Genomic DNA, 26,939 nt, shown 5'->3' on the forward strand with positions numbered 1-26,939 from the left:
CGCAGGCGCGCAAACGGAAATGGCTTCACGGCGAAATGATGGACGCCCTTACTCCGCCTTGGGCTGCACCACCCCGTAAACCAGAATATCGGCAACGGCGCGGGCGCCTTCTTCCACGGTGGGCGGGCGGCGGTTGCCCTCCATCACCAGCCGCTCGGCGAGCGCGCGCATGGTAAAGGGCGTGCCGATGGCGCCCAAAAGAATGATATGGCCGACACCGGGCGGCATGGCCCGCGCTTCCCCGCGCGCATGGGCCCGCTCGAAAAAGGTCTGCACCGTTTCCGTCGTCGCCTTCATGTAATTTTCGTAGATGTAATCGAAACGCGGCCCCCCTTGCGAGGACTCGTCCATCAGCACCTTGAAATAATCCGGGTGCGTCGCCGCCATCAGCGCAATGCGGTAGCTTGCCTCGTGAATGCGCTCGATCTCCTCACCCTCCGGCGCGTCCGGCGAAAGAAGATCGTTGATGCCTTCGGGCAGCTTGCGCACCGCATGATCGACGGCAGCTTTCCAAAGCCCTTCCTTGGAGCCGAAATGATGGTGAATGAGATTGTGGCTGACATCCCATTGCCGGGTCAGCTCGCGCACCGACACCCCCTCATAGCCCCGCTCGGCAAAGGCTTTAAGCGCGGCTTCCAGAAGCTCCTCGCGCGAGATCGCCTCATCGCCCTTGGCCGGCCGGCCCGGGCGGCGCTTTTGCGTGTCCTCTTTATGCTGTTCCTCGAGCGTCATCGCTTGGGTTCTTCTTGTTATTGTGCGGAAGGCCGGTGCCGGCCTTCCTTTCCTTCATCGTCACCCTCGGGCTTGACCCGAGGGTCCATGCAGCGCCTCAGCGCACCGAACCGCTAGATGGATGCTCGGGTCAAGCCCGAGCATGACGGGGATAAATATGACAAAGACTCACAAAAAACTTGACGGCTGTCCAGATTTTTCCAGACAGCCGTCAGATCGTAAGGCAAACGCGGGGTCCGGTCAGCCCAGCGCTTTGTTGCTGCGCTTCAGCGCCGCCACATCGCCTTCTTCCATGTAAAGTTTCGAGCCGGAATTGCGGAACTCGCTTGCCATATCGGCCATACCGCTTTCGGCATATTCGCGCACTTCCTGCGTGATCTTCATGGAACAGAATTTCGGCCCGCACATGGAGCAAAAATGCGCCACCTTATGGGCTTCCTTCGGCAGGGTCTGATCGTGGAACTCCTTCGCCCGCTCCGGATCGAGCGCCAGATTGAACTGATCTTCCCAGCGGAACTCGAAACGCGCCCGTGAAAGCGCATCATCGCGCATCTGCGCCGCCGGGTGCCCCTTGGCGAGATCCGCTGCATGAGCCGCGATCTTGTAAGTGATCACGCCCTCTTTCACATCGTCTCTGTTGGGCAGGCCGAGATGTTCTTTCGGCGTCACATAGCAAAGCATGGCGCAGCCGAACCAGCCGATCATCGCCGCCCCGATGCCGGAGGTGATGTGGTCATAGCCCGGCGCAATGTCTGTCGTGAGCGGGCCGAGCGTATAGAAGGGCGCGCCGCCGCATTCCTTCAGCTGCTTGTCCATATTGACCTTGATCTTGTGCATGGGCACATGGCCCGGCCCTTCGATCATCACCTGGCAGCCCTTGCGCCAGGCGATCTGCGTCAGCTCGCCCAGCGTTTCGAGCTCGGCAAATTGCGCCTCGTCATTGGCATCGGCAATGGAGCCGGGGCGCAGCCCGTCGCCGAGCGAGAAGGAGACGTCATAAGCGCGCATGATGTCGCAAATGTCTTCAAAGTGCTCGTAAAGGAAGCTTTCCTTGTGATGGGCAAGGCACCATTTGGCCATGATCGAGCCCCCGCGCGAGACGATGCCCGTCACACGCTTTGCCGTCATCGGCACATAAGGCAGCCGCACGCCCGCATGGATGGTGAAATAATCCACCCCCTGCTCGGCCTGCTCGATCAGCGTGTCCCGGTAAATCTCCCAGGTCAGGTCCTCGGCCACACCGTCCACTTTTTCCAGCGCCTGATAGATCGGCACCGTGCCGATCGGCACCGGCGAATTGCGGATGATCCATTCGCGCGTGTTGTGGATGTTGCGGCCCGTGGAAAGGTCCATGACATTGTCCGCGCCCCAGCGCGTCGCCCAGACCATCTTGTCCACTTCTTCGGCAACCGAAGAAGTCACGGCGGAATTACCGATATTGGCGTTGATCTTCACCAGGAAATTGCGCCCGATGATCATCGGCTCGAGCTCGGGGTGATTGATATTCGCCGGAATGATGGCGCGGCCCGCCGCCACTTCATCGCGCACGAATTCCGGCGTGATGAATTCGGGGATATTGGCGCCGAAGCTTTCCCCTTCCGCCACTCTATGCGCGGCGCTTTCCAGCGCCTCTGCCCGGCCCATATTTTCGCGCGCCGCGATATAGCGCATTTCTTCGGTGATAATCCCGGCGCGGGCAAATTCGAACTGGGTGAGCGGCCCTTCCCCCGTGCCGCGCAGCGGCCTGTGGCGGATGGGAAAAGCCTCAGCCAGATGCTTGCCGGAGACATTGCCATTATCCTCCGGGCGCACGTCCCGGCCTTCATATTCTTCCACATTGCCGCGGCGCTTTACCCATGCGGTGCGCGTGCGCGGCAGGCCCTTTTCAAGATCGATCACCGCATCGGGGTCGGAATAAGGACCGGACGTGTCATAGACCCGCACCGGCGGCTCACTTGCGCTCGGATGCAGCGAAATTTCCCGGAAAGGAACTTTCAGCTCTTCGGCGCCCGGCGCACCGGTATAGACCTTGCGCGAGGCCGGCAGGGGGCCGGTCGTGACTTGCGGTTTGACGTGGACGTTCATCGTGGATCTCCTGAGTGCCTGAAAGACAACTGTGACTCGGAAATCCGGGAAAGCGAGCGGGGGCGACCTTTGTATTCCGTCCCTTCGCCGGTATGACCCGGATCAGGTTCGAAGGGTTCGGCCTTGGCCATCTCAGTCTGCCTGTTCAGTCTACCTGTGCAAACACCCCTCGGAACGGGAGGCAGTGTGACTCTCCCCGCCCGCCCCGTAAAGGGCCGATCGTGCTTTGCGGCTGCGGATTGGCCGGAAAGGCCTATTGCGCGACCTTAATATCCATGATGCGCTTAATGCGATTGCCCTGATAGAAGATCTCGATCTGCTCATAAGGCGCGCCCGCACCCCGCGCCGCCTCTTCCTCATAGCGCACGAGGCGCCATTCCAGCGCCTGGGTGCCGGGAACTTTGAGCGGCTCCAGCACGAGATCGAGCATCAGCACTTTAGGATTGATGCCCTGAGGCACGCGCTTGACGAGCCGGGCCTCGTAATTGCTGGCGGGAAGCTCCACCTCGCCCGTCACGTAAAAGCTCGCCGGGCCCGGCCCCGGCATCAGATTGAGAATGGCGATCCAATTCTGCAGCTTCACCTCGGCAGGCCGGCCCGTCTCTTCGGCGGCGCTTTCCTCGGAAGCTTCCCCGCATCCTGCGAGGCCTGTGAAGAGCAAAAGAGCCCCTGCTAGAAACGGGGCGGCAAACACCGCTTTGAACGTTCTCATCGCGCACCTCCCTTATGCCGGATATTGGATAATCACCTTACGCGGCAACTTGGTGAAATCGTGGCAGAGCCGGGCGCAGATAAAAGACAAAGAAAAACCGGCCCTTTGAAAAAAGGGCCGGTTTCAAATCTGCGTAAGAAAAAGCTTATTCAGCCGCTTTTGCGTCGCCTTCTTCGGTGGACGCTTCCATTTCCGCATCGGCTTCAGCTTCCATCGCGTCAGCTTCGCCTTCCATACTTTCTTCCATGGCCGCGCCTTCTTCCATGGCGCCGTCCATCGACTGCTCCATGCTCTCGGCGCCTTCTTCCATGGCAGCCTCACCCTCGGCAGCGGCTTCCTCACCCGCTTCCTCGGTTGCTTCCATCGCGTCCGACGCGGCATCCATCGTCGTCTCGGCGGCGTCTTCCATCATCGCGCCGGCTTCTTCCGCCGCAGCGCCCATGGCTTCGCCCGTTTCTTCAGCGGCAGTGCCCATGGCCTCGCCTGCTTCGTTCATCTCTTCGGAAACGGACGTGTCTTCGCTGGTCTGCTCTTCCTGCTTGTCCTCGCCGCAGCCGGCCAGAACAAACGCGCTTGCGAAGAGAATCGGCAACGCACCTTTTACGAGAATATTTTTCATGTCGTAAATCCCCCTATGTCAGCAGCACTTACCTGCTTGCGAGCTCAAACGTTCCTCCAGACTCATGGCGAAACTGTGGCAGATCGCCGCTCTAAAAGAAAGTTTTCAGTTGGCAGAGCAATCTGCCTCATGCGCAAAGAAAATGGCGGCCATTGATGACCGCCATTTGTCCGTTTACGTCTTTGAACGCGGATCAGTCCTCGTAAGGGTCCTGCATCAGGATCGTATCGTCCCGTTCCGGCGAGGTGGAGAGCAGCGCCACCGGCGCCTCGATCAGCTCTTCCACATGGCGCACATATTTCACGGCCTGCGCCGGCAGATCGACCCAGGAGCGCGCGCCATAGGTGCTTTCCTTCCAGCCTTCCAGCGTTTCATAAACCGGTTTGACCCGTGCCTGCAGTGTGGCGGAGGCCGGCAGGTAATCGATGATCTCACCGTCGAGCTCATAGCCTGTGCAGATTTTAATCTCATCGAACCCGTCGAGCACATCGAGCTTCGTGAGCGCGATGCCGGTCATCCCGTTGGTCTTGATGGACTGGCGCACCAGCACCGCATCGAACCAGCCGCAGCGCCGCTTGCGCCCCGTCACGGTGCCGAACTCGCGCCCGCGCTCGCCAAGCCGCTGGCCCATCTCATCGTTGAGCTCGGTCGGGAAAGGCCCTTCCCCCACCCGCGTCGTGTAAGCCTTGGTGATACCGAGCACATAATCGACGGCGCCGGGCCCCATGCCCGAGCCCGTGGCCGCCTGCCCCGCCACCGTGTTGGAAGAGGTGACATAAGGATAGGTGCCATGGTCGATATCGAGCAGCGTGCCTTGCGCGCCTTCAAAGAGAATGCGCTCACCCTTGCGCCGCACCTCATCGAGATGCCGCCAGACGGAAGAAACATGCGGCAGGATGCGCGGCGCGACGTCTTTCAGTTGCCGGGTTAGTTCGCCGGCATCCGCCTCCGCCTGGCCGAGCCCGCGGCGCAGCGCATTATGGTGGTCGAGCAGCTTGGCGACCTTGTCTTCCAGCGTTTCGGGCGCCGCCAGGTCCATCACCCGGATGGCGCGCCGGCCCACCTTGTCTTCATAGGCCGGGCCAATGCCGCGCTTCGTCGTGCCGATGCGCGTGCCCGTATTCGAGCTTTCGCGGATAACGTCGAGCTCCTGATGCACCGGCAGAATGAGCACCGCGTTTTCCGCGATCTTCAAGTTCTCCGGCGTCACCTCGATGCCCATTTCGCCGAGCGCGTCGATTTCCTTCACCAGCGCCCAGGGGTCAATGACGACGCCATTGCCGAGCACCGACATCTTGCCCTTGCGCACGATGCCAGAAGGCAGCAGCGAAAGCTTGTAGGTCACCCCGTCAATGACCAGCGTATGGCCCGCATTATGCCCGCCCTGAAAGCGCACCACGACATCCGCGCGCTCCGACAGCCAGTCCACAATCTTGCCTTTGCCCTCGTCCCCCCACTGGGAGCCGACAACTGCCACATTCGCCATATCTATCACCGACGGGTTTAAGGGGCAGAACGCCCGGAAAGCCCGGATTTCCGCCCGAAACATGAGGAAAGCCCCCGCTGGAACCGGCAAGAGACCGGACCCAAGGGAGGCTTTGAGAGGTTTTAAACCGATTGCCCGCAGAATGAAAGTCCGAGCTGGCCTTGCGCAGCTTTCCGCGGCAATTCGCGCTTTTCCGCGCGAATCGGGTCAGATTGAACGAAATGGGGGATGAAGAACGGCATGGCCATTTCCGCAGAAGCCGCCAGCCTTGGGGAAGGCGTGGCCCAAATGCCGCAAGATGCGGACCGGAGCGAGCGCCCGCTCGGCAGCTTCTTCGCGCGCCTTTTTGCCAAAATCGCCGCCCGGCGCCGGGCCGGCAGCGAGGACGCGCTCAGCCCCGCCGCCCTTGCGCCCGACGACGTGGCAACCGCCATCCTCCTCTCGCTCTGCCTCCATATCCTGCTTGCCTCGCCCTGGTGGCTTAGCGCGCCGGAGCCCGAGCCCCTTGCCATGCGCATCGCGCTTGCCCCGCCCGCCAAATCCATCGCCGCGCCGCAGCCGCTCGGCACACAAAACGGCACGGAGCGTTTGACCGAACAAGAGCTGCCGCCGCTCGATGAAGCGGGCATGGCGGAGCTGCGCGCCGGGCAAGGCAAGCGCATCAATGCCTGCATGCGCTGCACGCTGACGCGGGGGGACTTTTCCGGCGGGCTTTACCGCATCGCCAATCTGCGCCATGCGGATATGCGCGAGGCCAATCTGGAGGAAGCCGATTTTTCCGCCTCCCGCCTGATGGGCGCCAATCTTTCACGCGCCAATCTGCGCGGCACACGCCTCCAGGGCGCGCTTCTAAGCGGTGCGGACCTGCGCCTTGCCGATCTCAGCGGCGCACGCATGCTCGGCGTCTGGATCGAGGGGGCCAATTTCACCGGCGCCAATCTCACCGGCGCGAACATGACCGAGATCGACATGGCCGATAAAGCCCGCTTCCGCGAGGCTGTCATGCACAATGTGGATCTGCGCCGCTCGAACCTTGCTGGCATGGATTTTTACAAAGCGGATCTGTCGGGCGCGGACCTGCGCTTCGGTAAAGGGCTCACTCAAGCACAGCTCGATTATGCCTGCGGCGACACCCGCACCCGCCTGCCCAAAGGGCTCACCATCCGCCCCTGCGTAAACCCCTCAAAATAAAACGGCCTCCCGGCAAGCCGGAAGGCCGTCTTGATTTCTCAGTGCGTAAGAGTGCTTAGAATTTCAGCGCCTTGGCCTGGCGCACATGCGGCAGCTCGTTCACTGCTTTCAGCACGTCTTCCGTCACTTCCTGATCGACCTCGATCAGCGCGATTGCGTCCGCGCCCGCGCCGGTGCGGCCCAGGTTGAAGTTGGCGATATTGACGCCGGCATTGCCGAGCACAGAGCCCAGCGCGCCGATGAAACCGGGCTTGTCTTCGTTGGTGACATAGAGCATGTGGGGGCCGAGCTCGGCTTCCATGTTCATGCCCTTCACCTGAATGAGGCGCGGCTTGCCGTCTGAGAAGACGGTGCCGGCCACCGAGCGTTCCTGGCGTTCGGTCTTCACCGTGAGGCGCATATAGGTTTCATAAACGCCGCGCGGCTCTTCCCGCTTCACTTCTTCCACATTGATGTCGCGCTGCTTGGCAAGCACGGGGGCGGAAACGACGTTCACATCCGCCAGAAGCGGCTTCAAAAGCCCGCAAAGCGCCGCATTGGTCAGCGCGCGCGTGTTCATTCCCGCCACTTCGCCTTCATATTCCAGCGTCACGGATTCGATCCCCGTCTCGGTAAGCTGACCGGCAAAGGAGCCCAAAAGGTCGGCCAGCTTGACGAAGGGCGAAAGCTTCGGCGCTTCATCAGCGGAGATGGAGGGCATGTTGATCGCATTCGTCACCGCGCCGGTGAGAAGATAATCGGCGATCTGCTCGGCCACCTGCAGCGCGACGTTTTCCTGCGCCTCGGAGGTGGAAGCCCCCAGATGCGGCGTGCAGATAACGTTTTCCATGCCGAAAAGCGGGTTCTCTTTCGCCGGCTCTTCTTCGAACACATCAAGCGCGGCGCCCGCCACCTTGCCGCTTTCAAGCGCGGCTTTCAGATCGGCTTCGACGACAAGCCCGCCGCGCGCGCAGTTCACAATGCGCACGCCGTCCTTCATCTTCGCAATGGCTTTCGCGTCGATGATGTTGCGCGTCTTGTCGGTGAGCGGCGTGTGCAGTGTGATGAAATCGGCGCGCGTCAAAAGCTCGTCGAGCTCGACCTTTTCAACGCCGAGGTCCTGTGCCCGCTCCGGCGTGAGGAACGGGTCGAAGGCGACGACCTTCATGCGCAGCCCAAGCGCGCGGTCGGCCACGATGGAGCCGATATTGCCGCAGCCGATGACGCCGAGCGTTTTCGCCGTCACTTCCACGCCCATGAATTTGGACTTTTCCCACTTGCCTGCATGAGTGGAGGCATTGGCCTGGGGAATGTCGCGCGCCAGCGCCATCATCATGGCAATGGCATGTTCGGCGGTCGTGATGGAATTGCCGAAGGGCGTGTTCATCACGATGATGCCCTTGGCGGTTGCCGCGGGAATATCGACATTGTCGACGCCGATCCCGGCGCGGCCCACGACCTTCAGGTTCTTGGCCGCATCGATGACGGGCTGCGTCACTTTCGTGGCGGAGCGGATCGCAAGGCCGTCATATTGATCGATGATCTTGATCAGCTCGTCGCGCTCGAGCCCGGTTTTAACGTCCACTTCGACGCCGCGCTGCTTGAAAATGTCGATGGCAGCGGGGGAAAGCTTATCGGAAATAAGGACCTTCGGCATGCCTGCCTCCTCAAATGGGATTTTGAATTGGGAAAGCGGGGCGGCACTTTCATGGGCCGCCCGCTTTTAAAAACCTGTGTTGAAAACCAGAATGGAACCGGTTACGCGGCTTCCAGCGAGGCGAGCGCTTCCCCGAAGGCCCAGTCGAGCCAGGGCAGGAGCGCCTGCATGTCCGAAACTTCAACCGTTGCCCCGGCCCAGATACGAAGGCCGGCCGGCGCATCGCGGTAAGAGCCGATGTCATAGGCAATGCCTTCATCGTCCAGAAGCGTCACGAGCTTCTTGGCAAAAGCGGCCTGGCCGTCCGCATCAAGGGCGGCAACCTTCGGATCGGTGATTTTCAGACAAACGGAGGTGTTGGAGCGGTTGTCCACTTCCTCGCAAAGGAAATCCACCCAGCCCGTGCGCTCCACCCAATCGGAGAGCATGGCAAGGTTGGCATTGGCGCGGCCCTGCAGCGAGGAAAGCCCGCCGATGGATTCGGCCCATTTCAACGCGTCGAGATAATCTTCCACCGCCAGCATGGAGGGGGTGTTGATCGTCTCACCCTTGAAGATGCCTTCGATGAGCTTGCCGCCTTTCGTCAGGCGGAAGATTTTCGGTATCGGCCAGGCCGGCGTATAGCTTTCAAGGCGCTCCACGGCGCGCGGCGACAGGATCAGCATCCCGTGAGCCGCTTCCCCGCCCATGACTTTCTGCCAGGAGAAGGTCGTCACATCGAGCTTCGCCCAGGGCAGGTCCTGCGCGAAGGCGGCAGAGGTCGCATCGCAGATCGTCAGCCCTTCGCGGTCCGCGGCAATCCAGTTGCCATTCGGCACACGCACGCCCGAGGTCGTGCCGTTCCAGGTGAAGACCACATCGCGGTTGCAATCGACCTTGGAAAGGTCGGGCAGCTTGCCGTAATCGGCTTCGAACACGCGGATGTCTTCGAGCTTGAGCTGTTTCTTGGCATCGCTTACCCAGCCTGCGCCGAAGCTTTCCCAGGACAGGATATCGACGCCGCGCGCGCCGAGCAGCGACCACATGGCCATTTCGACCGCGCCGGTATCGGAGGCGGGCACAATGCCGATGCGGTAATCTTCCGGCACGCCGAGCACGGCGCGGGTGCGGTCGATCGCTTCTTTCAGCTTGGCCTTGCCGATCTTGGCACGGTGGCTGCGCCCGAGGGCGGCATCTTGGAGATTTTGGATGGTCCATCCCGGGCGTTTCGCGCAGGGACCGGACGAGAAGTGCGGATTGGCCGGGCGAGCGGCCGGACGTGTATTCGTCATATGATCTATCTATCCTCTCAGATAGTCGCCTTCCGGTGGGGGAAGGTGGCCCGCAGCCGATATATGCCTCCGCCCCGGCGCTGTCAAATGACGTTTTTGCCTTTTGCTCTTTGACCGGCATATTGAGCGTGAAACGGTAATCATGCCTAAGAAACCCTTATCGCCCGGAGCCCGGCCCGCATGATCCCTTCCCAGCGGCACCTTTTCGATATTCCCGCAGACGTCACCTATTTGAACTGCGCCTATATGTCTCCCCTGCCCAAGGCGTCCATCGCCGCGGGGCAAGCGGCCATTGCCGCCAAAGGCCAGCCCTGGCACCTGACCTCGGATCATTTCTTTTCCGATGCCGAGGCCGTGCGCGCGCTTTTCGCCCAGCTCATCAACACACGGGCGGACAATATCGCCATCGTGCCCGCCGCCTCCTACGGCATGGCGATTGCCGCCAAGAATCTGCCGCTGGAGCCGGGACAGGAAATTCTGGCGCTGCAGGAGCAGTTCCCCTCCAACGTCTATCCCTGGATGCGCCTTGCCGAAGAAAAAGGCGGGACGCTCCGTCTGCTCGATCCGCCGGAAAATGCGCCGGACAACATGCCGGGCGCCGATTGGACGCCGCTCATTCTGGAGGCGATCGGCGACAGGACCGGCATCATCGCCCTGCCCCATTGCCACTGGACCGACGGTGCGCTGATCGACCTCACAGCCATCGGCAAAAAGGCCCGCGCTCATGGCGCCGCCCTCGTGCTCGATCTGACCCAGTCCGCCGGCGCCCTGCCCTTCGATGCCGAAGCCGTGCAGCCCGACATTATGGTCGCGGCCAGCTATAAATGGCTGCTCGGGCCTTATTCGCTGGGCGCGGCTTACATCGCGCCGAAATGGCATCAGGGTCGCCCGGTGGAGGAAAACTGGCTGAACCGCAAAGGCTCGGAAGATTTCGCCCGCCTTGTCGATTACCAGTACGAATACCAGCCGGGCGCGCGCCGCTTCGACATGGGCGAGCGCTCGAGTTTCCATCTCATGCCGGTCTTCAAAGCCTCCCTCGAACTGCTTTTAGGCTGGGGCGTTGAAAATATCGCAAGCGCCCTTGCCGCGAAGACAAGTTTTCTTGCCGAAGGCGCAGCCGAGCTTGGCCTTGAAGCCGCGCCCCTTTCCCGCCGCGCCGGGCACTATCTTGGTCTGCGTTTTCCAGGCGGTATTCCGGGCGATCTTCTCACCCGCCTGCGCGAACAGAACATTCATGTCTCTGTGCGCGGCACCTCCATGCGCGTGACGCCGCATCTTTATAACGACGAAGAAGACCTTGCCCGCTTGCTTAGCGCGCTGAAAAAACTGCGCGGCTAAACGTCAAAACCCGGCAGGACCGGAGAAAAGCGGCAAAAGCACCGAGATCACCATGGCGCCGGCAAGCACCAAGCGCAGATAAAACCCGCGCCGTGCCCCGGCCATGAGCGCGCTCAGCCCTTCTCCGAGCGCGAGCCATGCCGAGGTGCATAGCAGCATGAGCCCCATCAGCACCGCCCCCGTCGCAAAGGCCTGCGGCCCATAAGCCGCGCCCGGCGTAAGAAACGCGGTAAAGCCCGTCATGGTCATGGCATAGATTTTCGGGTTGAGCGGATGCACCAGAAGCCCCGCCCAGAAAGACGGCGGCTCGGCGGTTTCATCCGCCCCCGGAGCGCCTGCCCGCACGATGCGCACGGCAAGATAAATGATGTAGCAGATCCCGGCCACCTGCAGCGCGCGGTAAAGATCGGGCACACTGGCCAGCAAAACACCGAGCCCTGCGCCCATGGCCACCAGCACCGCAAAGCCGCCGCCCCAAATGCCTGCAAGAAACGGCACGCCGCGTTTGACGCCCGCCCCGGCGCCCGCCGCCATCAAGGCGAGATTTGCCGGGCCCGGCGTTGCAATGGTCACGAAGCCGAACAGAAACACCCCGATGAAAGCTTGCCAGCTCATCGCTCACTCCTTCGCGAAGACCTCTTCTCAAGCCGGACGAAACCGCACGCGGCCCGGAGAAATCAAACTCAGATATGGATTGTGCCTTGCATGAAATCGGCGCAGGTCCCGGCAAGCTCTACCCGCTCGCCCTTGATGCGCAAATGCACCGTGCCGCCGCGTTTGGAAATCTGCCGCGCCACCAGGGCGTCCTTGCCGAGCCGTTTCGCCCAGTAAGGTCCGCTGTCGCAATGGGCCGAGCCCGTTACCGGGTCCTCGTTGATGCCATGGGCGGGCGCAAAGAAGCGCGAGACATAATCGATGCCGCTGCCTTCCTGGCCGGGCGCGCTGGCAATCAACCCGACATTGAGCGGGCCGCACAGCCGCGTCAGTTTCAGGACATCGGGGCGCAGCGCCGCCACATCCTCGGCCCGATCGAACAGCGCCATCAGGTTCGTACCCTTCAGAACGCCGAGCGGGCGCGCGCCGAGCGCCTCGGCCAGCCCTTCGGGCGCGGCAGCCGGTTTCATCGGCCGGGCGGGGAAATCCATTTGCAGGCGTCCGCTTTCTTCCCGCGTGACGGTGAGCTCGCCGCTGCGGGTCTCAAAGCGCACGTCTTTGAGGCCGGGCGCCAGATGCGTGAAGAGCACATGCGCGCTTGCCAGCGTTGCATGGCCGCAAAGGTCCACCTCCACGGTCGGCGTGAACCAGCGCAAATGATAGCGCCCGCCTGCCGCATCTGCCCCTTCAGGCGCCGGTACGAAAAAGGCCGTCTCCGCCAGATTGTTCTCCGCCGCAATTGCCAGCATCGCCTCTTCCGGCAGCCAGCTTGTCAGCGGCACGATCGCCGCCGGATTGCCCTCGAACGGTTTTTCGGCAAAGGCATCGACCTGATAAATCGGCAGTTCCATGGGAGCCCCCTCTGGGCGGTTGCGTTTCGGTACGGGCAATGTAAGGATCAATTGAAGAGGTTCAATCAATACATTGACACCATGACAATTCTCTCAGCAGAGCTGCGCGCCGCGCTTTCCGCAGGCACCGGGCCGGAAGCCCCGCTCGCGCCCCGGTATGTGGCGATTGCTGATGCCATCGAAAAGGCGGTGCAGGAAGGCCGTCTCGCCCCCGGCGAAAAGCTGCCGCCCCAGCGCGCCCTTGCCTATGATCTCGGCGTCACGGTCGGCACGGTCAGCCGGGCCTATGACCTTGCCGCCCGGCGGGGGCTTGTGGAAGGCACGGTCGGGCGCGGCACCCATGTGCTTGCCCCCCAGCAGCCGGGCACTTACGGGCGGGGCGTCGGCTCGGCGAGCTTCCTGCGCATCGCGCCCGAAACGCCGATCCCGCTGAAAGCCAATCTGCCCGCCCCCATCGGCCAACACGCCGCCGTTGCCCAGGCCGCCGAGGACGTGCTGCGCCAGAACGCCCTGCGTCTTTCCCTTGCCGATTATTACAGCGCCGATCAGACGGGTGAGGACCGCGAACTTGCCGCGGGCTGGCTCTCAAACCCGCTCTTCAAAGCGGACCCGCAACAACTCGTCCTGTGCAGCGGCGCCCAGCAGGCGTTGATGACGGCGCTGATGATCGCAACCGAGCCCGGCGATCTCGTCCTTGGTGAAGCGCTCACCTATCACGTCATTCACACCCAGTGCCGCCTTGCCGGGCGCCGCCTTAAACCGCTCCCCCTCGATGAAGAAGGCATCGTGCCGGAAGCCTTGGAAGAAGCCTGCCGCAGCCAGCGCCCGCGCGCGCTCTTTCTCGTTGCCACGCTGCAAAACCCGAGCGGCGCGGTGATGAGCGATAAACGCCGCGCTGAGCTCGCCGCCATTGCGGACGCCCACCAGCTTTATCTCATCGAAGATGCGATCTACACCAAACTCACCCAGCCCCAGCGCCCGCTTGCCGGCTTCACGCCGGACCATTCGATCCTCGTTTCCAGCCTGTCGAAAACCGTCGCGCCGGGCCTGCGCTACGGCATGGTGCTCTGCCCGCCGCGCCTGGCCGAGCGCACCCGCGCCGCTCAGCATGCGCTCGCCCAGGGCCTGCCCGCCATCACCATCGCCATGGGCACGCATCTTTTGCGCAACGGCGAAGCCGCGCGCCTTGCGGGCTTGCAGCAGCAAGAATGCCGTGCCCGCAATGCGCTCGCCCGCGAAACGCTGGGCGCTTATCTCAGACGCCCGCATCCCGACAGCCCCCATCTTTGGATCGAACTGCCCGAGCCCTGGCAGCGCGAGGGCCATGCTTATGCCTTTGTGGAAGCGGCAAGGGAGCGCGGTGTCGCGCTGGCCGCCGATGCCGATTTTGCCATTGCCGCCCCGCCGCCCCGCGCGCATATCCGCCTGGCGCTCGGCGCGCCGGAAAGCCGGGCGCTTCTGGAAGAAGGTCTCGCCCGTATCAAAACTTTGCTGGATGACGGGCCCTTTGCCCGGCGCGATCTGACGTAAAGCGCGCCTCACTCGCCTTGCGAAAACGTAAAGCCGTGATTGAGCGGTCCGTGCCCGCCGCCGAAGCCGGGGGCAAGGGCAATCGCCTCATGCACATAATCGCGCGCCCGGATAACGGCTTCGGAAAGATCGAGCCCGAAGGAAAGCCCCGCCGCAATGGCCGAGGCCAGCGTGCAGCCCGTGCCATGGGTGTGGCGCGTGTCGATGCGCGGGCTCGTCATGACTTGAATGGTCTCGCCCGTCACGAGCACGTCCTGCACCGTCTCGCCCGTGCCGTGGCCGCCTTTAACGAGGACGGCAAGCGCGCCCATTTCCAAAATCGCCTCGCCTGCGCGTTTTTGTTCTTCCACACTTTCCACTTGAAGGCCGGTCAGCGCGGCAGCTTCGGGCATATTGGGCGTGACGATATCGGCAAAAGGAAAGAGCATTTTTTTCAGCGCATCGATGGCGGAAGGTTCCAAAAGCGGGCTGCCGCCTTTCGCCACCATCACCGGATCGACGATGAGCGCGGCGGGCGCATCATAAGCATCGGCTTCTTCGGCTACCGCTTCGATAACCTCCGCCGTCGCCAGCATCCCGGTCTTGATCGCATCGGCACCGATATCCCCCAGCACCGCCTTCATCTGAGCACGGATAATTTCCACCGGCACGGGAAAGACATCCTTGACGCCGTGCGTGTCCTGCACGGTCAGCGCCGTGATCGCCGTTGCCGCATAAGCGCCAAGCGCCGTGATGGTCTTGATATCGGCCTGAATGCCCGCGCCGCCGCCGCTATCGGACCCGGCCACCGCCAGCACCCGGCCTTTGAATTCATCGTTCATGAATGCCTGCCTGAAACTCTCTCAGGCAAGAGATAGCGGATTGAGCGGCTATTGCAATGCGCTTTGCCCCTCGTCACCCTCGCGCTCAACCACTCTTCGTCATGCCCCGCTTTATGCGGGGCATCCACGGGCAGCTTGGAAAAGCGGGTCGGTAAACAGCCATGGATGGCCCGGTCAAGCCGGGCCATGACGGTTTCTGGAAAAAAGCGGAACCCCGCCTCACGCCACCGCCGCATCCTCGATGGCGGTTACGATGTCGTTCACCACGGCCTTGACGAGTTTTTCATCGTCGCCCTCACCCATCACGCGGATCAGCGGCTCGGTGCCCGATTTGCGGATCACGAGACGGCCCTGGCTTGCCAGCCGCCGCTCGCCCTCGGCGATGGCTTCTTTCACCAGCGCGTTTTCCAAGGGCTCGCAATTGCGGTAGCGCACATTGCGCAGGAATTGCGGCAGCGGCTCGAATACGTTGCACAGCTCGCTCATCGGCTTGTCGCCGGCGCGCAGCACGGCAAGCACTTGAAGCGCCGCGATCAGCCCGTCGCCGGTTGTGGAGAAATCGGAAAGCACGATATGGCCCGACTGCTCACCGCCCAGATTGAAACCGTTCTCGCGCATATGCTCGACCACATAGCGGTCGCCCACTTGCGTGCGCGCAAGGTTGAGCCCGAGCCCTTTCAGATACCGTTCCAGCGCCAGGTTCGACATGATCGTCGCCACGATGCCGGGCGCGGAAAGCTGGCCTTCCTTGTGCCAGCTCTGCGCCACAAGCCCCATGATCTTGTCGCCGTCGATCACCTCACCGTTTTCATCGCAAATGATTACACGGTCCGCGTCCCCGTCGAGCGCGATGCCGATATCCGCGCGCCGCTCGCGCACCAATTGGCCCATGCGCTCCGGCGCGGTCGAGCCGCAGCCGTCATTGATGTTGAAACCGTTGGGATCGACGCCGAGCGTCACGACTTCCGCGCCAAGTTCCCAAAGCGCCGTAGGCGCCACTTTATAGGCGGCGCCGTTCGCGCAGTCGATCACGACACGCACGCCTTCGAGGCTCAGCTGTTTGGGGAAGGTGCGCTTGGCAAATTCGATATAGCGCGCCTGGGCATCGTCGATACGCTTTGCCCGGCCAAGCTCGCGCGGCCCGGCCAGATAATCGTTGATGCCGTTATCCATCATATGCTCGATCTCAAGCTCCACCTCGTCGGAGAGCTTGTAGCCATCGGGCCCGAAAAGCTTGATGCCGTTGTCTTCGAAGGAATTATGCGAGGCGGAAATCATCACCCCGAGATCCGCCCGGAGCGAGCGGGTGAGCATCGCCACCGCAGGCGTCGGCACCGGGCCGAACTGGAAAACGTCCATGCCCGCCGAGGTGAAACCCGACACCAGCGCCGATTCCAGCATATAGCCCGACAGACGCGTGTCCTTGCCGATCACCACCCGGTGGCGGTAATCGCCGCGCTTGAATTTACGCCCAGCGGCAAGCCCGACGCGCAGCGCCGTTTCAGCCGTCATCGGCTTTTCGTTCGCTTTACCGCGGATTCCGTCCGTACCGAAATATTTGCGAGACATCCCCACTCAACTCGTTCTTTACAATTTCCCCCCGGGCCTGCTGCCGCCGGCCGATTTGCGCGCCAGTATAACGGCGCAGGTCTGAGCGCACACTTAACGTTTTATTGCTGAATATGTCTCAATCCGCCTCATTTTTGGCTGATTCCAACGCGTTTTGCACCAAAAGACCATCTTTGAGCGCACCCGCGTCATGGGTGCGGATGTAATCGGCCCCGGCGCGGGCTGCATAAAGCTCGGCGGCGAGGCTCGCCGGGCCCGCCTCGCCCACAGCCCGCCCCGTCATGGCTCTCAGGAATGATTTCCGCGAAACGGAGATAAGCACCGGCAGGCCGAAGCGCTCTTTGAGCCGCCCCACCATGGCGAGCGCCCTTATGGAGGGCTCCGGCTGATTGCCGAGGAAAAACCCCATACCGGGATCAAGTATGAGCTGGCCGCGCGCCACCCCGCCCGCTTCCAGCGCCTTAAGCCGCGCCTCGAAGAAACGGGAGATGTGATCGAGAATATCGCCCTCGGGCGCTGCTTCCCGCGTCGCTTTGCTTTTCACCTGGCCCTTTGCCTGGATCGCATGCATGAGAATGAGCCTCGCTTTCGAGGCGGCAAGCTCGGGATAAATCGCCTCATGGGCAAAGCCGTGAATATCGTTGAGAAAGGCCGCGCCCTTCGACAGCGCGAAAAGCTGCACCTTCGGGTGGAACGTATCAACGGAAAGCGCCGCCCCCGCCGCCGATAGTGCTTCCATGACCGGCTCCAGGCGGCGGATTTCTTCCTCCGGCGAAACATCGCCCGCATCGGGATGGCTGGAGGCCGCGCCGAGATCAAGAATATCCGCCCCCGCCGCCATCAGCGCGCGCCCATGGGCGATGGCCTTTTCCGGGTCGAGAAACTTGCCCCCGTCCGAAAAAGAATCCGCTGTGATGTTGACGATGCCCAATATCCCCGGGCGCTGTACTGCCTTGCTCATGCAAAGGACCTAGCACGGCTCCTGATACAGCGCCATATGGCTGAGGCTGAGGCTGAGGCTGAGGCTGAGGCTGAGGCTGAGGCTGAGGCCGCCCCCTCACCCAACCCTCTCCCCCAGGGGAGAGGGCTTTAGCAAATCCCCTCGCCCCCTTTAGGGGGAGAGGGAGGGGCCCATCGCGCCAAGCGATGGGAGGGTGAGGGGGGCCGTCACAATTAAAGGGGGGCCCCCAAAACAAAAAGGCGGCGCCGAAGCACCGCCTTTCTAAATCCCACCTAAAGGTTTTACGTGCCTTGCGGCTCCGGCCCCATCGGCCCGTCCGTCACGGGGCCGCTGACGGGCACCGAGGAACTGGGCGCAGGCGCGGAGGGCTTGTCGCTCGGGTCTTCCCGGTGCGGCGGCTCGCCTCTGAGCAGCGCTTTAATCTCATCGCCCGACAGGGTCTCATATTCCAGAAGCCCTTTGGCGATCGTGTGCAGCTCGTCGATATGCGTGCGGATCACGTCGCGGGCTTTGTCATACGACCCTTCAACGATGCCGCGCACCTCAGAGTCGATCAGCCGCTGCGTGTCCTCGGACATGTTCTGCTGGCGCGAGACCGAATGGCCGAGGAACACTTCTTCCTCGTTCTCGTGATAGGAGAGCGGCCCCAGCTTGTCCGACATGCCGTATTGCATGACCATGGCCTTGGCCATGCTCGTTGCCATGCGGATATCGGAAGACGCGCCCGAGGTCACTTTGTCATGGCCGAAGATTTCCTCTTCCGCCACGCGCCCGCCCATCGCCACGGCAAGGTCGGCATGCATCTTGGCGCGGGTCACCGAAAGCTGATCCCGCTCGGGCAGCCGCATCACCATGCCGAGCGCGCGCCCGCGCGGAATGATCGTGGCTTTATGGATCGGGTCGGAATGCTCCATGTGAAGCGCGACCAGCGCATGCCCGCCTTCGTGATAAGCGGTGAGTTTCTTTTCTTCCTCGGACATGACCATGGAGCGGCGTTCCGCGCCCATCATCACTTTGTCCTTGGCATCCTCGAACTCGTGCATCGTGACGAGCCGGCGTCCGCGCCGGGCCGCCAGAAGCGCTGCCTCGTTGACGAGGTTCGCAAGGTCGGCGCCGGAGAAACCGGGCGTGCCGCGCGCGATCACCTTCGGCTCGACATCCGGGGCGAGCGGCACTTTTTTCATGTGCACTTTCAGGATTTTCTCGCGCCCGATGATATCCGGGTTCGGCACCACGACCTGGCGGTCGAAACGGCCCGGACGCAGCAGCGCCGGGTCGAGCACATCCGGGCGGTTCGTCGCCGCGATCAGGATGATGCCTTCATTGGCCTCGAAACCGTCCATCTCGACAAGGAGCTGGTTGAGCGTCTGTTCGCGCTCATCATTGCCCCCGCCAAGGCCCGCGCCGCGGTGCCGGCCAACGGCGTCGATTTCGTCGATGAAGATGATGCAAGGCGCATTCTTTTTCGCCTGCTCGAACATGTCGCGCACGCGGCTGGCGCCGACGCCCACAAACATCTCAACGAAGTCGGAACCGGAAATCGTGAAGAACGGCACATTCGCCTCGCCCGCAATGGCGCGCGCAAGCAGCGTCTTACCGGTGCCGGGCGGGCCGACAAGCAGCGCGCCTTTGGGGATGCGCCCGCCAAGGCGCTGGAACTTCGCCGGATCTTTCAGGAATTCCACGATCTCCTGCAGATCGTCTTTCGCCTCATCGATCCCGGCCACATCTTCGAAGGTCACACGGCCATGGCGCTCGGTCAGAAGCTTGGCTTTCGATTTGCCGAAGCCCATTGCCTTGCCGCCGCCGCCCTGCATCTGGCGCATGAAGAAAATCCACACCGCGATCAGGAGCAGCATCGGGAACCAGGAAACCAGCACGCCCAGAATGGAGGGCACGCCGTCATCGGCAGGCTTGGCGGAAATCTGCACGCCGCGCTCGTTCAGCTTGTCGGCGACATTCGTATTGTCCGGCGCATAGGTGAAGAAGGAGCCGCCATCGGCATATTTGCCGGTGACCGTGTTCCCGGAAATCGTCACCTGGGCCACATTGCCGTTCGCCGCCTCTTCAAGCAGGCGCGAATAGGTGATTTCCGAAGACGTAGTGGACTGACCGGGCCCTTGAAACAGGTTGAAAAGCGCCACCAGCAAAAGCGCGATCACCACCCAAAGAGCGAAATTTCTGAAATTCGACACCCGTTTGACCTTCCGATGTAAGCCCGGGCCGCCCGGCGGCGGCTTGGAGGCTTTCTTAGAGTTCTTCTAACTACTGTAGAGAAGATAGGAGCAGAAAGGCAATTTACCAGACTTAAGCCTCCACTTCATCTCCTCCGCCTGTCTTTGCCCCACCTTAGCCCGGGGCGGGCAAGCGGGGGTAAATCCCCGCCGGATTTCCGTTCAAATTTCCATTCAGCTTTCCGTTTCCGGGGCCATTTGCAATCCGGCGTCCCAGATCGGTTCACAAAGGATGCCCGCAGCGCCCTTGGCCCGGACCCCGGCAAGAGGGGCAGCAAAAAACCTGCCAGCCCGCCGCATCATCGGCCCCGCCATCAGCGCTTTGCGCGCTGGGCCGCTCGGCAGGCTCATTCCTGCCTCTTTCAGGGCTTTCAAGCCTTCCTGGCCGAGGGGACCGATCTCAAGCCCTGAGCGTAAGGCCTCTGCTTTGAGCACAAACCGCCCGTCCCAGACCGCCTGCTTGCCCGGCAAAACGGCAATATCCGGGGCGATGGCCGCAAATTCGCGCAGGATCACTGCGCCGCCTTTAGCGCCGGCGTCCTTGTCTTCGGCAATCAGGCATCCATGCAGCGTGCGGCCCTTGCCGAGCTTACCTCGCAGAAAGGCATGATAGGCCGTTTCCAGCGCCTCCAAACGCGGCGGATAGACGCTGCCGCTCACCGCGCGCAATAGCTGCGCAAAGGCGGAAAGGCCCGTCTCTTCGAAGGGTTTTCCCCAGGCCGCCCGGTCGATCCGGCAAAAGCCGTAAGGATGACGCGTGACGGCGCGGGCGATCAGTTCGTCTTTTTGCGCTTCAAGCACCTCGCCCGCGCGTGCCATGTGCCGGGCCGTCGCCACGAGGCGCTCCGTGCCGAGCCCAAGCTCCTCCAGGAGCGGCAGGGCCTTGCGGACCTTCACCCGCAAAAAGCCTTCATCCTCATTGCTCGGATCGTCGATATAGGCCTGGTCATGGGTTTTGAGCACCGCTTCGAGGCGCGCGCGCGGCACGCTGAGAAGCGGGCGCAGAAGCCGCATCCCCTCCCGCTCGGAAACGGGCTTCATCGCGGCAAGCCCGGCAACGCCGCTGCCGCGCTGGAGACGCATCAAAAAGGTCTCGGCCTGATCCTCCAGATGATGCGCCAGCAAAAGATCGCGGATGCCGCGCGAGGCCGCCCATTCGCCCATGAGCCTGTAGCGGGCGGTGCGCGCTTCGGCTTGAATATCGGCGGAAGGCTTCTCCCCTTCCCAGCGCAAGATCCGGTGCGCAAGGCCGAGGGCGCGCATCCAGCGGCCCACTTGCCGCGCCTCGCTTGCCGCTTCTTTACGCAGGCCATGATCGACGCTGAGAACGAAGACTTGCGACGCGGGCAGTTTCTTTTCCTCCCGCCAGCGCAGCCAGTCGGCCACCAGCACCGCAAGCGCCATGGAATCGCGCCCGCCCGAAACCCCGAGCGCCAACCGCGCGCCGGGTTCCAGCGGCTTCATCAGCCGGTCGAAAGCAGCAGGGGTGAGCGGACGGGCACTCATGCCGGGCGCCGCCAAGGCATCAGCATCCGGCGCGCTGCTTTTCCAGCTCGGCGCGCTGAATGACCGATTGCGAGGCGGAGGGGAAACGGCGCTTGAGCTCGTTCATCGTCGCGCAGGCCGCTTCCTTCTGGCCGAGCGCGGAAAGCGTGATGCCGAGTTTCAGCAAGCTGTCCGGCGCCTTGGGCGAGGCTTCATAGGTCGTATAGCCTTTCAGAAAGGCATCCGCCGCCTGCTTATAATCGCCGCGCACATAATAAGTTTCGCCCAGCCAATATTGCGCGTTCCCGGCAAGCTGGTCGTTCGGATAAAGCTCGAGGAATTTGTCGAAATTGACCCGCGCCGCTTCAAACTCGCCGCGTTTGAGCAGATCGATCGAGGCATCATAAGCATCCTTGGGCGAGGTCGCGCCGATAACGGCGGAAGCCGTCTGCGTCGGCCCACCCGAAGAAGCTTCACCGCTCTCATCCTGGCCGCCTGCTGCACCCGCTGCTGCACCTGCCGCAGCGCCCGCGCCGCCCGCAAGGGGATCAGCCGACTGGGAAAGCGTGCCCAAAGAGCGCGGGCCTTGCGCCGGTGCGCCCGCATTGGCACTTGAGGCAGTGGCGCCATTGCCATCCGGCGGCGTCAGCCTCACTTGCCCGCCTGCCTGAGCGCCAGCGGAAGCCTGACCGCCTTCAAGCTCCTGAAAACGGAACTCCACATCTTCCATGAAGCGGGAAAGTTGCTCTTTGGTCTGACGAATATCGAAAGAAAGCTTTTCGATGCGCCCGTTCATTTCGCGCAGGCTCGTTTCGATATCCTGCAGGCGCAGCGTCACATCGCCCGCGCTTGCCGGGTCGGAACTGTAAGCGGAAGAAGAAGAAGAAGCACCGCTCCCCGAGCCGCCGCGATAGGTCTGGCGCTGCAGGTCGAGCATGTCCTGTTCGATTTTTTCGAGCCGGTTGTTGAGCCCGCGCAAATCGCTATTGGGATCGGCGGCAAGCGGGCCTGCAAAACTGGCGGCCAGAAGCAGGCTCGCGCCCGCCGCAAGGCTCACCGAAACGAATTTCCTGTCCCGCACCATCATCGATCCTTGCTCCGTCCCGCCAGAACTTAACTCAAGCTCAAGTCTAATAAGGTTTTCGGCCAAATTGAGGCCGCTCATAAAGAGGTCTCAATTCCCGCAAAATGCCGCCCGCGCCGCGCCCGCGCAAGCTGCGATTTAGCTCAAGGCGCGCAGAAGCGCCGCGCGCTTACGAAAACGCCCCCGCATGCACCGGGCAGGCGGGGGCGGTTGCGTCGAGCTGGTAAACTTAGCTGCCGGCGCGGTCGTTGACCACGGTCACGCCGCGGCGGTTCTGGCTCCAGCAGCTCTCATCCGAGCAAAGCGCGACGGGGCGCTCTTTGCCGTAAGAGATCGTGCGCACACGGGCCGGGTCCACACCCTGCGCCACCAGATAGTCCTTCACGGCATTGGCGCGGCGGCCGCCCAGTGCCAAGTTGTATTCACGCGTGCCGCGCTCGTCGGCATGGCCTTCGATCGTCACGGTCAGCGCGGGATACTGCTTCAGCCAGGCAGCCTGACGCTGCAGCGTCTGACGGGCTTCCGGCTTGATGTCGGAGCGGTCGAGGTCGAAGAACACGCGGTCGCCCACATTCACAACCAGATCCTGCTGAGTGCCCGGCGTTGCCCCGCCCGGAGCCGTTTCCGAGGAAACAGAAGACGGATTGGATGCAGCCGAGGCGTCGTCGTCCGGCGTCGAGCTACAAGCGGCAAGAGCCACGAATGCAGCGGCAACAGCGGTTACGCGCAGGCCTGCTTTGAGGAACGTCATTTAGGTAGTCTCCTTAATTGCGCCATTGGCCTTTGCCGGGGCCGAATGGCTGTTCGTCACCATGACACGCCGGAAAATCCGGCAACAGCGGATTGAGTGGATCCGCTCACCCATCCCTTCAAGGCCAGCCCCGGCATTTCGGCCCAAGAGCCCTTCCTTGACATCCCGTTTAAACGTTAGCGGCCCGGGATAAGGTCCGCAACAAACGCACGGGAAATTTCGTTTTTAGTTTGAACCATGGTTCACAGAACCTTGGCTCAGCTCACCTCAGGCGCGGCGACCAGGCCGGGTCGGAGGCAAAAGTCGGCGTGGAGACCGGCCGCTCGTTATAACCGGTCAAATCGACCGACCAGAGGCTCGGCCCGCCCTGCTCCCCGCGGCTTTCGCGGAAAAACATCAGCACCCGCCCGTTCGGCGACCAGGTCGGCGCCTCGTTATGGAAGCCTTCGGTCAAAATCCGCTCGCCCGTGCCGTCCGGCCGCATCACCCCGATAAGAAACCGTCCCTTATGCAGTTTTGTGAAGGCGATGAGATCGCCGCGCGGGCTCCAGACCGGCGTCGCATAACGCCCGTCGCCAAAGCTGATCCGGTGCGCGTTCGAGCCGTCCGCATTCATCACATAAATTTGCTGTGAACCGCCCCGGTCGGATTCAAAGGCGATCCGGTCGCCGTCCGGCGCATAAGACGGGCCGGTATCGATCGCTGCCGTGTTCGTCAGGCGCTGGGTGACGCGGGTGCGCAGGTCCATCTCGTAAATGTTGGAATTGCCGCCCCGCTGGAGGCTCATCACGATTTTCTGACCGTCCGGCGAAAAGCGCGGCGAGAAGGTCATGCCCGGAAAATCGCCCACGACTTCCTGCTGGCCCGTTTCCAGATCGAGCAGATAGACCCGCGGATTGTTGCCCGCATAGGACAGATAAGTGATTTCCTGGTTCGACGGGCTGAAGCGCGGCGTCAGCACGATGGACGAGCCATTGGTGAGCATGCGCGGGTTGTGCCCGTCCTGATCCATGATGGCGAGGCGTTTGACGCGGCGGTTCTTCGGCCCCGATTCCGATACGTAAACGATGCGCGTGTCGAAATAGCCTTCCTCGCCCGTCAACCGCTCGTAAACGGCATCGGAAATGATATGGGCGACGCGGCGCCAATTATCCGGCGTCGTGAAGAACTGAAAGCCGGTCATTTGCTGCTCGGCATAAACGTCCCAAAGGCGGAACTCCACCTTGAGCCGCCCGTCGCTTTCGATGGTCGAGCGGCCCGTCACCAGCGCCTGTGCATTGATGATGCGCCAGTCGCCGAAGCGCGGCTGCACATTGACGTCGGAAATCTTCTCGATGAAAGAGCTTTTGGGCAGCGGGCGGAAAAGCCCGGAGCGGTCGAGATTGGCTGCGATGACACTCGAAATGTCGCTGCCGAGCCGCCGGTCTTCATCGCTCGCGCCCAGAAAGCCGGGAATGGCGATGGGCAAGGGATCGACATTGCCCTGCGTAATGTCGATCTGCAGCGCCGCGCGGGCAGGCAGCGCGCCGAGCACCAACGCGGCGAAGGTGAAAGCCAGCGCGCGCAGGCCACTGCCGAACGCCGCCCGCCGGAACTTCGCCCGCCAGATCTTCACCCCAATGCCGGAAAAGCCGCGGGACTGCGGGTGCGCCTGCGATGCGGTATGTCTCGTCCCGGCTGATCTTATCAGTGTCATCATCGTCTTTCCTCAGGCCCTTTCGAGTTTCTATCCGCCCAGCATTTCACGCGGATCGAACCGCAAATCGAGTTCCTGCCAGCTGGAATATTTATCCGCAGGCATTTTGAAAGGCTCGCAGCGCCGGATCGCTCTAAGCGCGCTGTCGGCAGCTGCCCGGTAATAGGCATTGCCGGACAAAAGCGGTCCTTTGCTCATCAGCTCCGGCGCCCGCGCGAGCGAGCCGTCCGGATTGAGAAACACTTTGATCTCCACGATCAGCTTATCCGCATTGGGCGCGCCCGCCGGCACGGACCAGCAGCGGCGCATCTGCAATTTAAACGCATCGATCTCAGAGACCGTCAGCTTCGTGTTCACCCCTTGCGGGGCTTGAGGCGCGGCATCCTCCTTGGTCTCGCGGGAGGGCTGACGCGTCTTCTTTTCTTCTTCCGGCAGCTTGTCGAGCAAGGCTGCAATCTTGGTCGGGTCGAACGCCTCCTGCTTCTTGGCAGGTTTGGGCGGCGCGGGCTTTTGCGGCGCAGGCTTCGGCGGTTCGGGCTTCTTCTCCGGCTCCGCCTTCTTCTCCTCAGGCTCCGCTTCCGGTTCCGGCAAAGGCTCGGGCTCGCGCGCAGGCGGCGGCGGCTCGACGGCGGCAGGCGCAGGCTGCGGCGCAGGCTTGGGCTCGGGGGCCGGTTCCGGCTCCGGCGCCTGTTCAGGCTCGGGCTCGGGTTCCGACTCTTCCTCGATCTGCGGCTTCGGCTCGGCTTTCGCCACTTTCTCGCGCTTCAAATTCGTGAACTCGTCGATCGTGACAAGCTCGACCGGCAATGCCTGGTCGGGCACCGCCGGAAGCGGGTCGGCCGAGGGCAAGGCGATGAAAGCCGCCGCGATCACCGCTGCGTGGACGCCGAAGGATGCAACAAGGCTTGCGCGCATGTCACCTCTTCTGGGGGGCGCGTGTCGGGGTTTCCGTCACGAGCCCGACCCGGGCAAAACCGGCACTGGAAATCGTGCCCATTACGTCCATCACACGGCCGTAATTGATATTCTGATCGGCGCGCACATAGATGCGCTGCTCATAGCCGTTCTCACCGATGGCCAGAAGGCGCGGCACGAGGTCTTCCACCTGCACTTCCGTTTCCTGCAGGAAGATCGCGCCGTCACCGTTCACCGTAATGGTCAAAGGTTCATCATCGCCCGAAAGCGGCGCGGAGCGTGTCTTGGGCAGATCGACCGGCACACCCACGGTCAGAAGCGGGGCGGCCACCATGAAAACGATGAGCAGTACGAGCATCACATCGACAAGCGGGGTGACGTTGATCTCGCTCATCGGCGCCATGCGCTGGCCGCGCCGGCGCTGGCCGTTCTGCTTGCCAGGTTGCTGCGCAGACATGCCCATGACTATCTCCGCTCGTCGATCTGGCGGGAGACGATGGCGGAAAACTCGTCCGCAAAACCTTCGAGCCGCGCGCCAAAGCGGCCGATCTCGCTGGAAAACTTGTTATAGGCGATCACCGCGGGAATGGCGGCAACAAGGCCGAGCGCGGTCGCAAACAGCGCCTCCGCAATACCCGGCGCCACCACGGCAAGGTTCGTATCGCGGCTGATGGCGATGGATTGGAAGGAATTCATGATCCCCCAGACCGTGCCGAAAAGGCCGATAAAGGGGGCCGTCGCGCCCACCGTCGCCAGGAAAAGCAGGTTGGATTCCAGCGACATCATTTCGCGGTTGATGGTGATGGTCATCACCTTGTCCACCCGCTCGCGCAGGCCCGCGAAAGGCGCCCCGCTCTCGTTGGAGCGCTTCCATTCGCGCATCGCCGCGACAAAGAGCGTGGAAAGAGGATGGCCGGGCCGGTGGCCTACATCGTCGTAAATCTCATCGAGCGAGCGGCCCGACCAGAAAAGACGTTCGAACTGATCGGCGCGCTTGCGTAAGCGCGAAACCCGCCACCACTTGTCGAAAATGATCGCCCAGGACCAGACCGAGGCAAAGAACAGGCCGAGCATGACCATTTTCACGACCCAGTCGGCCCGCAAAAACAGCGACCAGAGGGAAAAGTCCAACGGCCCCGCATCGACGGTCACATCGGTCAGGACTTCATTTGCACGCGTGGGATCCATCTAAGGCCTCTTCAAAAACACCGCGACGTCATCAGGCCCCGCCTTCTTGGGCGGGCTCTCAATCGGGACGCATCGGAGTATGCAGCCGGTGTCCTCCACCCTGCCTTGAAGATCCAACTCCGGATCATGC

The 26,939-nt window shown here is 62.4% G+C and carries 23 protein-coding genes and 1 riboswitch; of the genes, 3 read left to right on the forward strand and 20 right to left on the reverse strand.

Annotation, left to right across the window (positions count from 1 at the left end):
- Positions 1-48: 48 nt before the first annotated feature.
- The 5 genes from ACOQOT_RS11780 to ACOQOT_RS11800 all read right to left on the reverse strand — a co-directional run bounded on the left by ACOQOT_RS11780 (position 49) and on the right by ACOQOT_RS11800 (position 5,634).
- Complete coding sequence (locus ACOQOT_RS11780; RefSeq protein WP_420559458.1) at positions 49-732, reverse strand: TetR/AcrR family transcriptional regulator; 684 nt, start codon at positions 730-732, stop codon at positions 49-51.
- 240 nt (positions 733-972) lie between these two features.
- A complete protein-coding gene (gene thiC, locus ACOQOT_RS11785; protein WP_420559459.1) occupies positions 973-2,817 on the reverse strand; it encodes a phosphomethylpyrimidine synthase ThiC in 1,845 nt (614 codons plus the stop codon).
- 62 nt (positions 2,818-2,879) lie between these two features.
- A riboswitch (TPP riboswitch) is annotated at positions 2,880-2,997 on the reverse strand.
- Positions 2,998-3,070: 73 nt separating this feature from the next.
- Entirely contained in the window at positions 3,071-3,529 is a 459-nt protein-coding gene (locus ACOQOT_RS11790) for a hypothetical protein (protein WP_420559460.1), read from the reverse strand.
- 145 nt (positions 3,530-3,674) lie between these two features.
- Positions 3,675-4,148, reverse strand: a complete 474-nt coding sequence (locus tag ACOQOT_RS11795; protein ID WP_420559461.1) for a hypothetical protein — start codon at positions 4,146-4,148, stop codon at positions 3,675-3,677.
- Between the two features lie 193 nt (positions 4,149-4,341).
- Positions 4,342-5,634 (reverse strand): adenylosuccinate synthase, encoded by a 1,293-nt coding sequence (locus tag ACOQOT_RS11800; RefSeq protein ID WP_420559462.1) that lies wholly within the window; start codon positions 5,632-5,634, stop codon positions 4,342-4,344.
- A 240-nt stretch (positions 5,635-5,874) separates the two neighbouring features.
- Between ACOQOT_RS11800 and ACOQOT_RS11805 the strand changes: the two genes are divergently transcribed.
- Positions 5,875-6,825, forward strand: a complete 951-nt coding sequence (locus ACOQOT_RS11805; RefSeq protein ID WP_420559463.1) for a pentapeptide repeat-containing protein — start codon at positions 5,875-5,877, stop codon at positions 6,823-6,825.
- A gap of 55 nt (positions 6,826-6,880) precedes the next feature.
- On the opposite strand, the gene serA is transcribed toward ACOQOT_RS11805, so the two are convergent.
- Both serA and ACOQOT_RS11815 read right to left on the reverse strand, forming a co-directional pair.
- A complete protein-coding gene (serA, locus tag ACOQOT_RS11810) occupies positions 6,881-8,461 on the reverse strand; it encodes a phosphoglycerate dehydrogenase (RefSeq protein ID WP_420559464.1) in 1,581 nt (526 codons plus the stop codon).
- A gap of 101 nt (positions 8,462-8,562) precedes the next feature.
- The gene (locus tag ACOQOT_RS11815; RefSeq protein WP_420559465.1) at positions 8,563-9,732 is read right to left on the reverse strand and encodes a phosphoserine transaminase; all 1,170 of its coding nucleotides are present in this window, start codon (positions 9,730-9,732) and stop codon (positions 8,563-8,565) included.
- 180 nt (positions 9,733-9,912) lie between these two features.
- Between ACOQOT_RS11815 and ACOQOT_RS11820 the strand changes: the two genes are divergently transcribed.
- A complete protein-coding gene (locus ACOQOT_RS11820; RefSeq protein WP_420559466.1) occupies positions 9,913-11,070 on the forward strand; it encodes an aminotransferase class V-fold PLP-dependent enzyme in 1,158 nt (385 codons plus the stop codon).
- A 3-nt stretch (positions 11,071-11,073) separates the two neighbouring features.
- On the opposite strand, the gene ACOQOT_RS11825 is transcribed toward ACOQOT_RS11820, so the two are convergent.
- On the reverse strand, positions 11,074-11,685 hold the full coding sequence (locus ACOQOT_RS11825) for a LysE family translocator (protein ID WP_420559467.1): 612 nt from the start codon (positions 11,683-11,685) through the stop codon (positions 11,074-11,076).
- 68 nt (positions 11,686-11,753) lie between these two features.
- Positions 11,754-12,575 (reverse strand): PhzF family phenazine biosynthesis protein, encoded by an 822-nt coding sequence (locus ACOQOT_RS11830; RefSeq protein WP_420559468.1) that lies wholly within the window; start codon positions 12,573-12,575, stop codon positions 11,754-11,756.
- 81 nt (positions 12,576-12,656) lie between these two features.
- Here ACOQOT_RS11830 and ACOQOT_RS11835 point away from each other — a divergent pair, with 81 nt between their 5' ends.
- Positions 12,657-14,105 (forward strand): PLP-dependent aminotransferase family protein, encoded by a 1,449-nt coding sequence (locus tag ACOQOT_RS11835; protein ID WP_420559469.1) that lies wholly within the window; start codon positions 12,657-12,659, stop codon positions 14,103-14,105.
- Positions 14,106-14,113: 8 nt separating this feature from the next.
- Here ACOQOT_RS11835 and thiD read toward each other — a convergent pair whose 3' ends face one another.
- The 11 genes from thiD to tolQ all read right to left on the reverse strand — a co-directional run bounded on the left by thiD (position 14,114) and on the right by tolQ (position 26,809).
- On the reverse strand, positions 14,114-14,926 hold the full coding sequence (thiD, locus tag ACOQOT_RS11840) for a bifunctional hydroxymethylpyrimidine kinase/phosphomethylpyrimidine kinase (protein ID WP_420559470.1): 813 nt from the start codon (positions 14,924-14,926) through the stop codon (positions 14,114-14,116).
- A 219-nt stretch (positions 14,927-15,145) separates the two neighbouring features.
- Entirely contained in the window at positions 15,146-16,495 is a 1,350-nt protein-coding gene (glmM, locus tag ACOQOT_RS11845; protein ID WP_420559471.1) for a phosphoglucosamine mutase, read from the reverse strand.
- A 118-nt stretch (positions 16,496-16,613) separates the two neighbouring features.
- The gene (gene folP, locus ACOQOT_RS11850; RefSeq protein WP_420559472.1) at positions 16,614-17,456 is read right to left on the reverse strand and encodes a dihydropteroate synthase; all 843 of its coding nucleotides are present in this window, start codon (positions 17,454-17,456) and stop codon (positions 16,614-16,616) included.
- 281 nt (positions 17,457-17,737) lie between these two features.
- The gene (gene ftsH / locus ACOQOT_RS11855) at positions 17,738-19,651 is read right to left on the reverse strand and encodes an ATP-dependent zinc metalloprotease FtsH (RefSeq protein WP_420559473.1); all 1,914 of its coding nucleotides are present in this window, start codon (positions 19,649-19,651) and stop codon (positions 17,738-17,740) included.
- Between the two features lie 213 nt (positions 19,652-19,864).
- Positions 19,865-21,196, reverse strand: a complete 1,332-nt coding sequence (tilS, locus tag ACOQOT_RS11860; RefSeq protein ID WP_420559474.1) for a tRNA lysidine(34) synthetase TilS — start codon at positions 21,194-21,196, stop codon at positions 19,865-19,867.
- Positions 21,197-21,215: 19 nt separating this feature from the next.
- Positions 21,216-22,262, reverse strand: a complete 1,047-nt coding sequence (gene ybgF / locus ACOQOT_RS11865) for a tol-pal system protein YbgF (protein ID WP_420559475.1) — start codon at positions 22,260-22,262, stop codon at positions 21,216-21,218.
- Positions 22,263-22,488: 226 nt separating this feature from the next.
- The gene (gene pal / locus ACOQOT_RS11870; protein ID WP_420559476.1) at positions 22,489-23,010 is read right to left on the reverse strand and encodes a peptidoglycan-associated lipoprotein Pal; all 522 of its coding nucleotides are present in this window, start codon (positions 23,008-23,010) and stop codon (positions 22,489-22,491) included.
- A 262-nt stretch (positions 23,011-23,272) separates the two neighbouring features.
- Positions 23,273-24,709 carry a Tol-Pal system beta propeller repeat protein TolB gene (tolB, locus tag ACOQOT_RS11875; RefSeq protein ID WP_420559477.1) on the reverse strand — a complete coding sequence of 479 codons (1,437 nt, stop codon included), beginning with the start codon at positions 24,707-24,709 and terminating at the stop codon, positions 23,273-23,275.
- A gap of 27 nt (positions 24,710-24,736) precedes the next feature.
- Positions 24,737-25,621 (reverse strand): hypothetical protein, encoded by an 885-nt coding sequence (locus ACOQOT_RS11880; protein WP_420559478.1) that lies wholly within the window; start codon positions 25,619-25,621, stop codon positions 24,737-24,739.
- A gap of 1 nt (position 25,622) precedes the next feature.
- Complete coding sequence (gene tolR, locus ACOQOT_RS11885) at positions 25,623-26,084, reverse strand: protein TolR (RefSeq protein WP_045449288.1); 462 nt, start codon at positions 26,082-26,084, stop codon at positions 25,623-25,625.
- Between the two features lie 2 nt (positions 26,085-26,086).
- Positions 26,087-26,809, reverse strand: coding sequence for a protein TolQ (tolQ, locus tag ACOQOT_RS11890; RefSeq protein ID WP_420559479.1), 723 nt, complete (start codon positions 26,807-26,809; stop codon positions 26,087-26,089).
- Positions 26,810-26,939 lie beyond the last annotated feature (130 nt).

The sequence above is a fragment of the Tepidicaulis sp. genome (assembly GCF_965222285.1).
Taxonomy (GTDB): domain Bacteria; phylum Pseudomonadota; class Alphaproteobacteria; order Parvibaculales; family Parvibaculaceae; genus Tepidicaulis.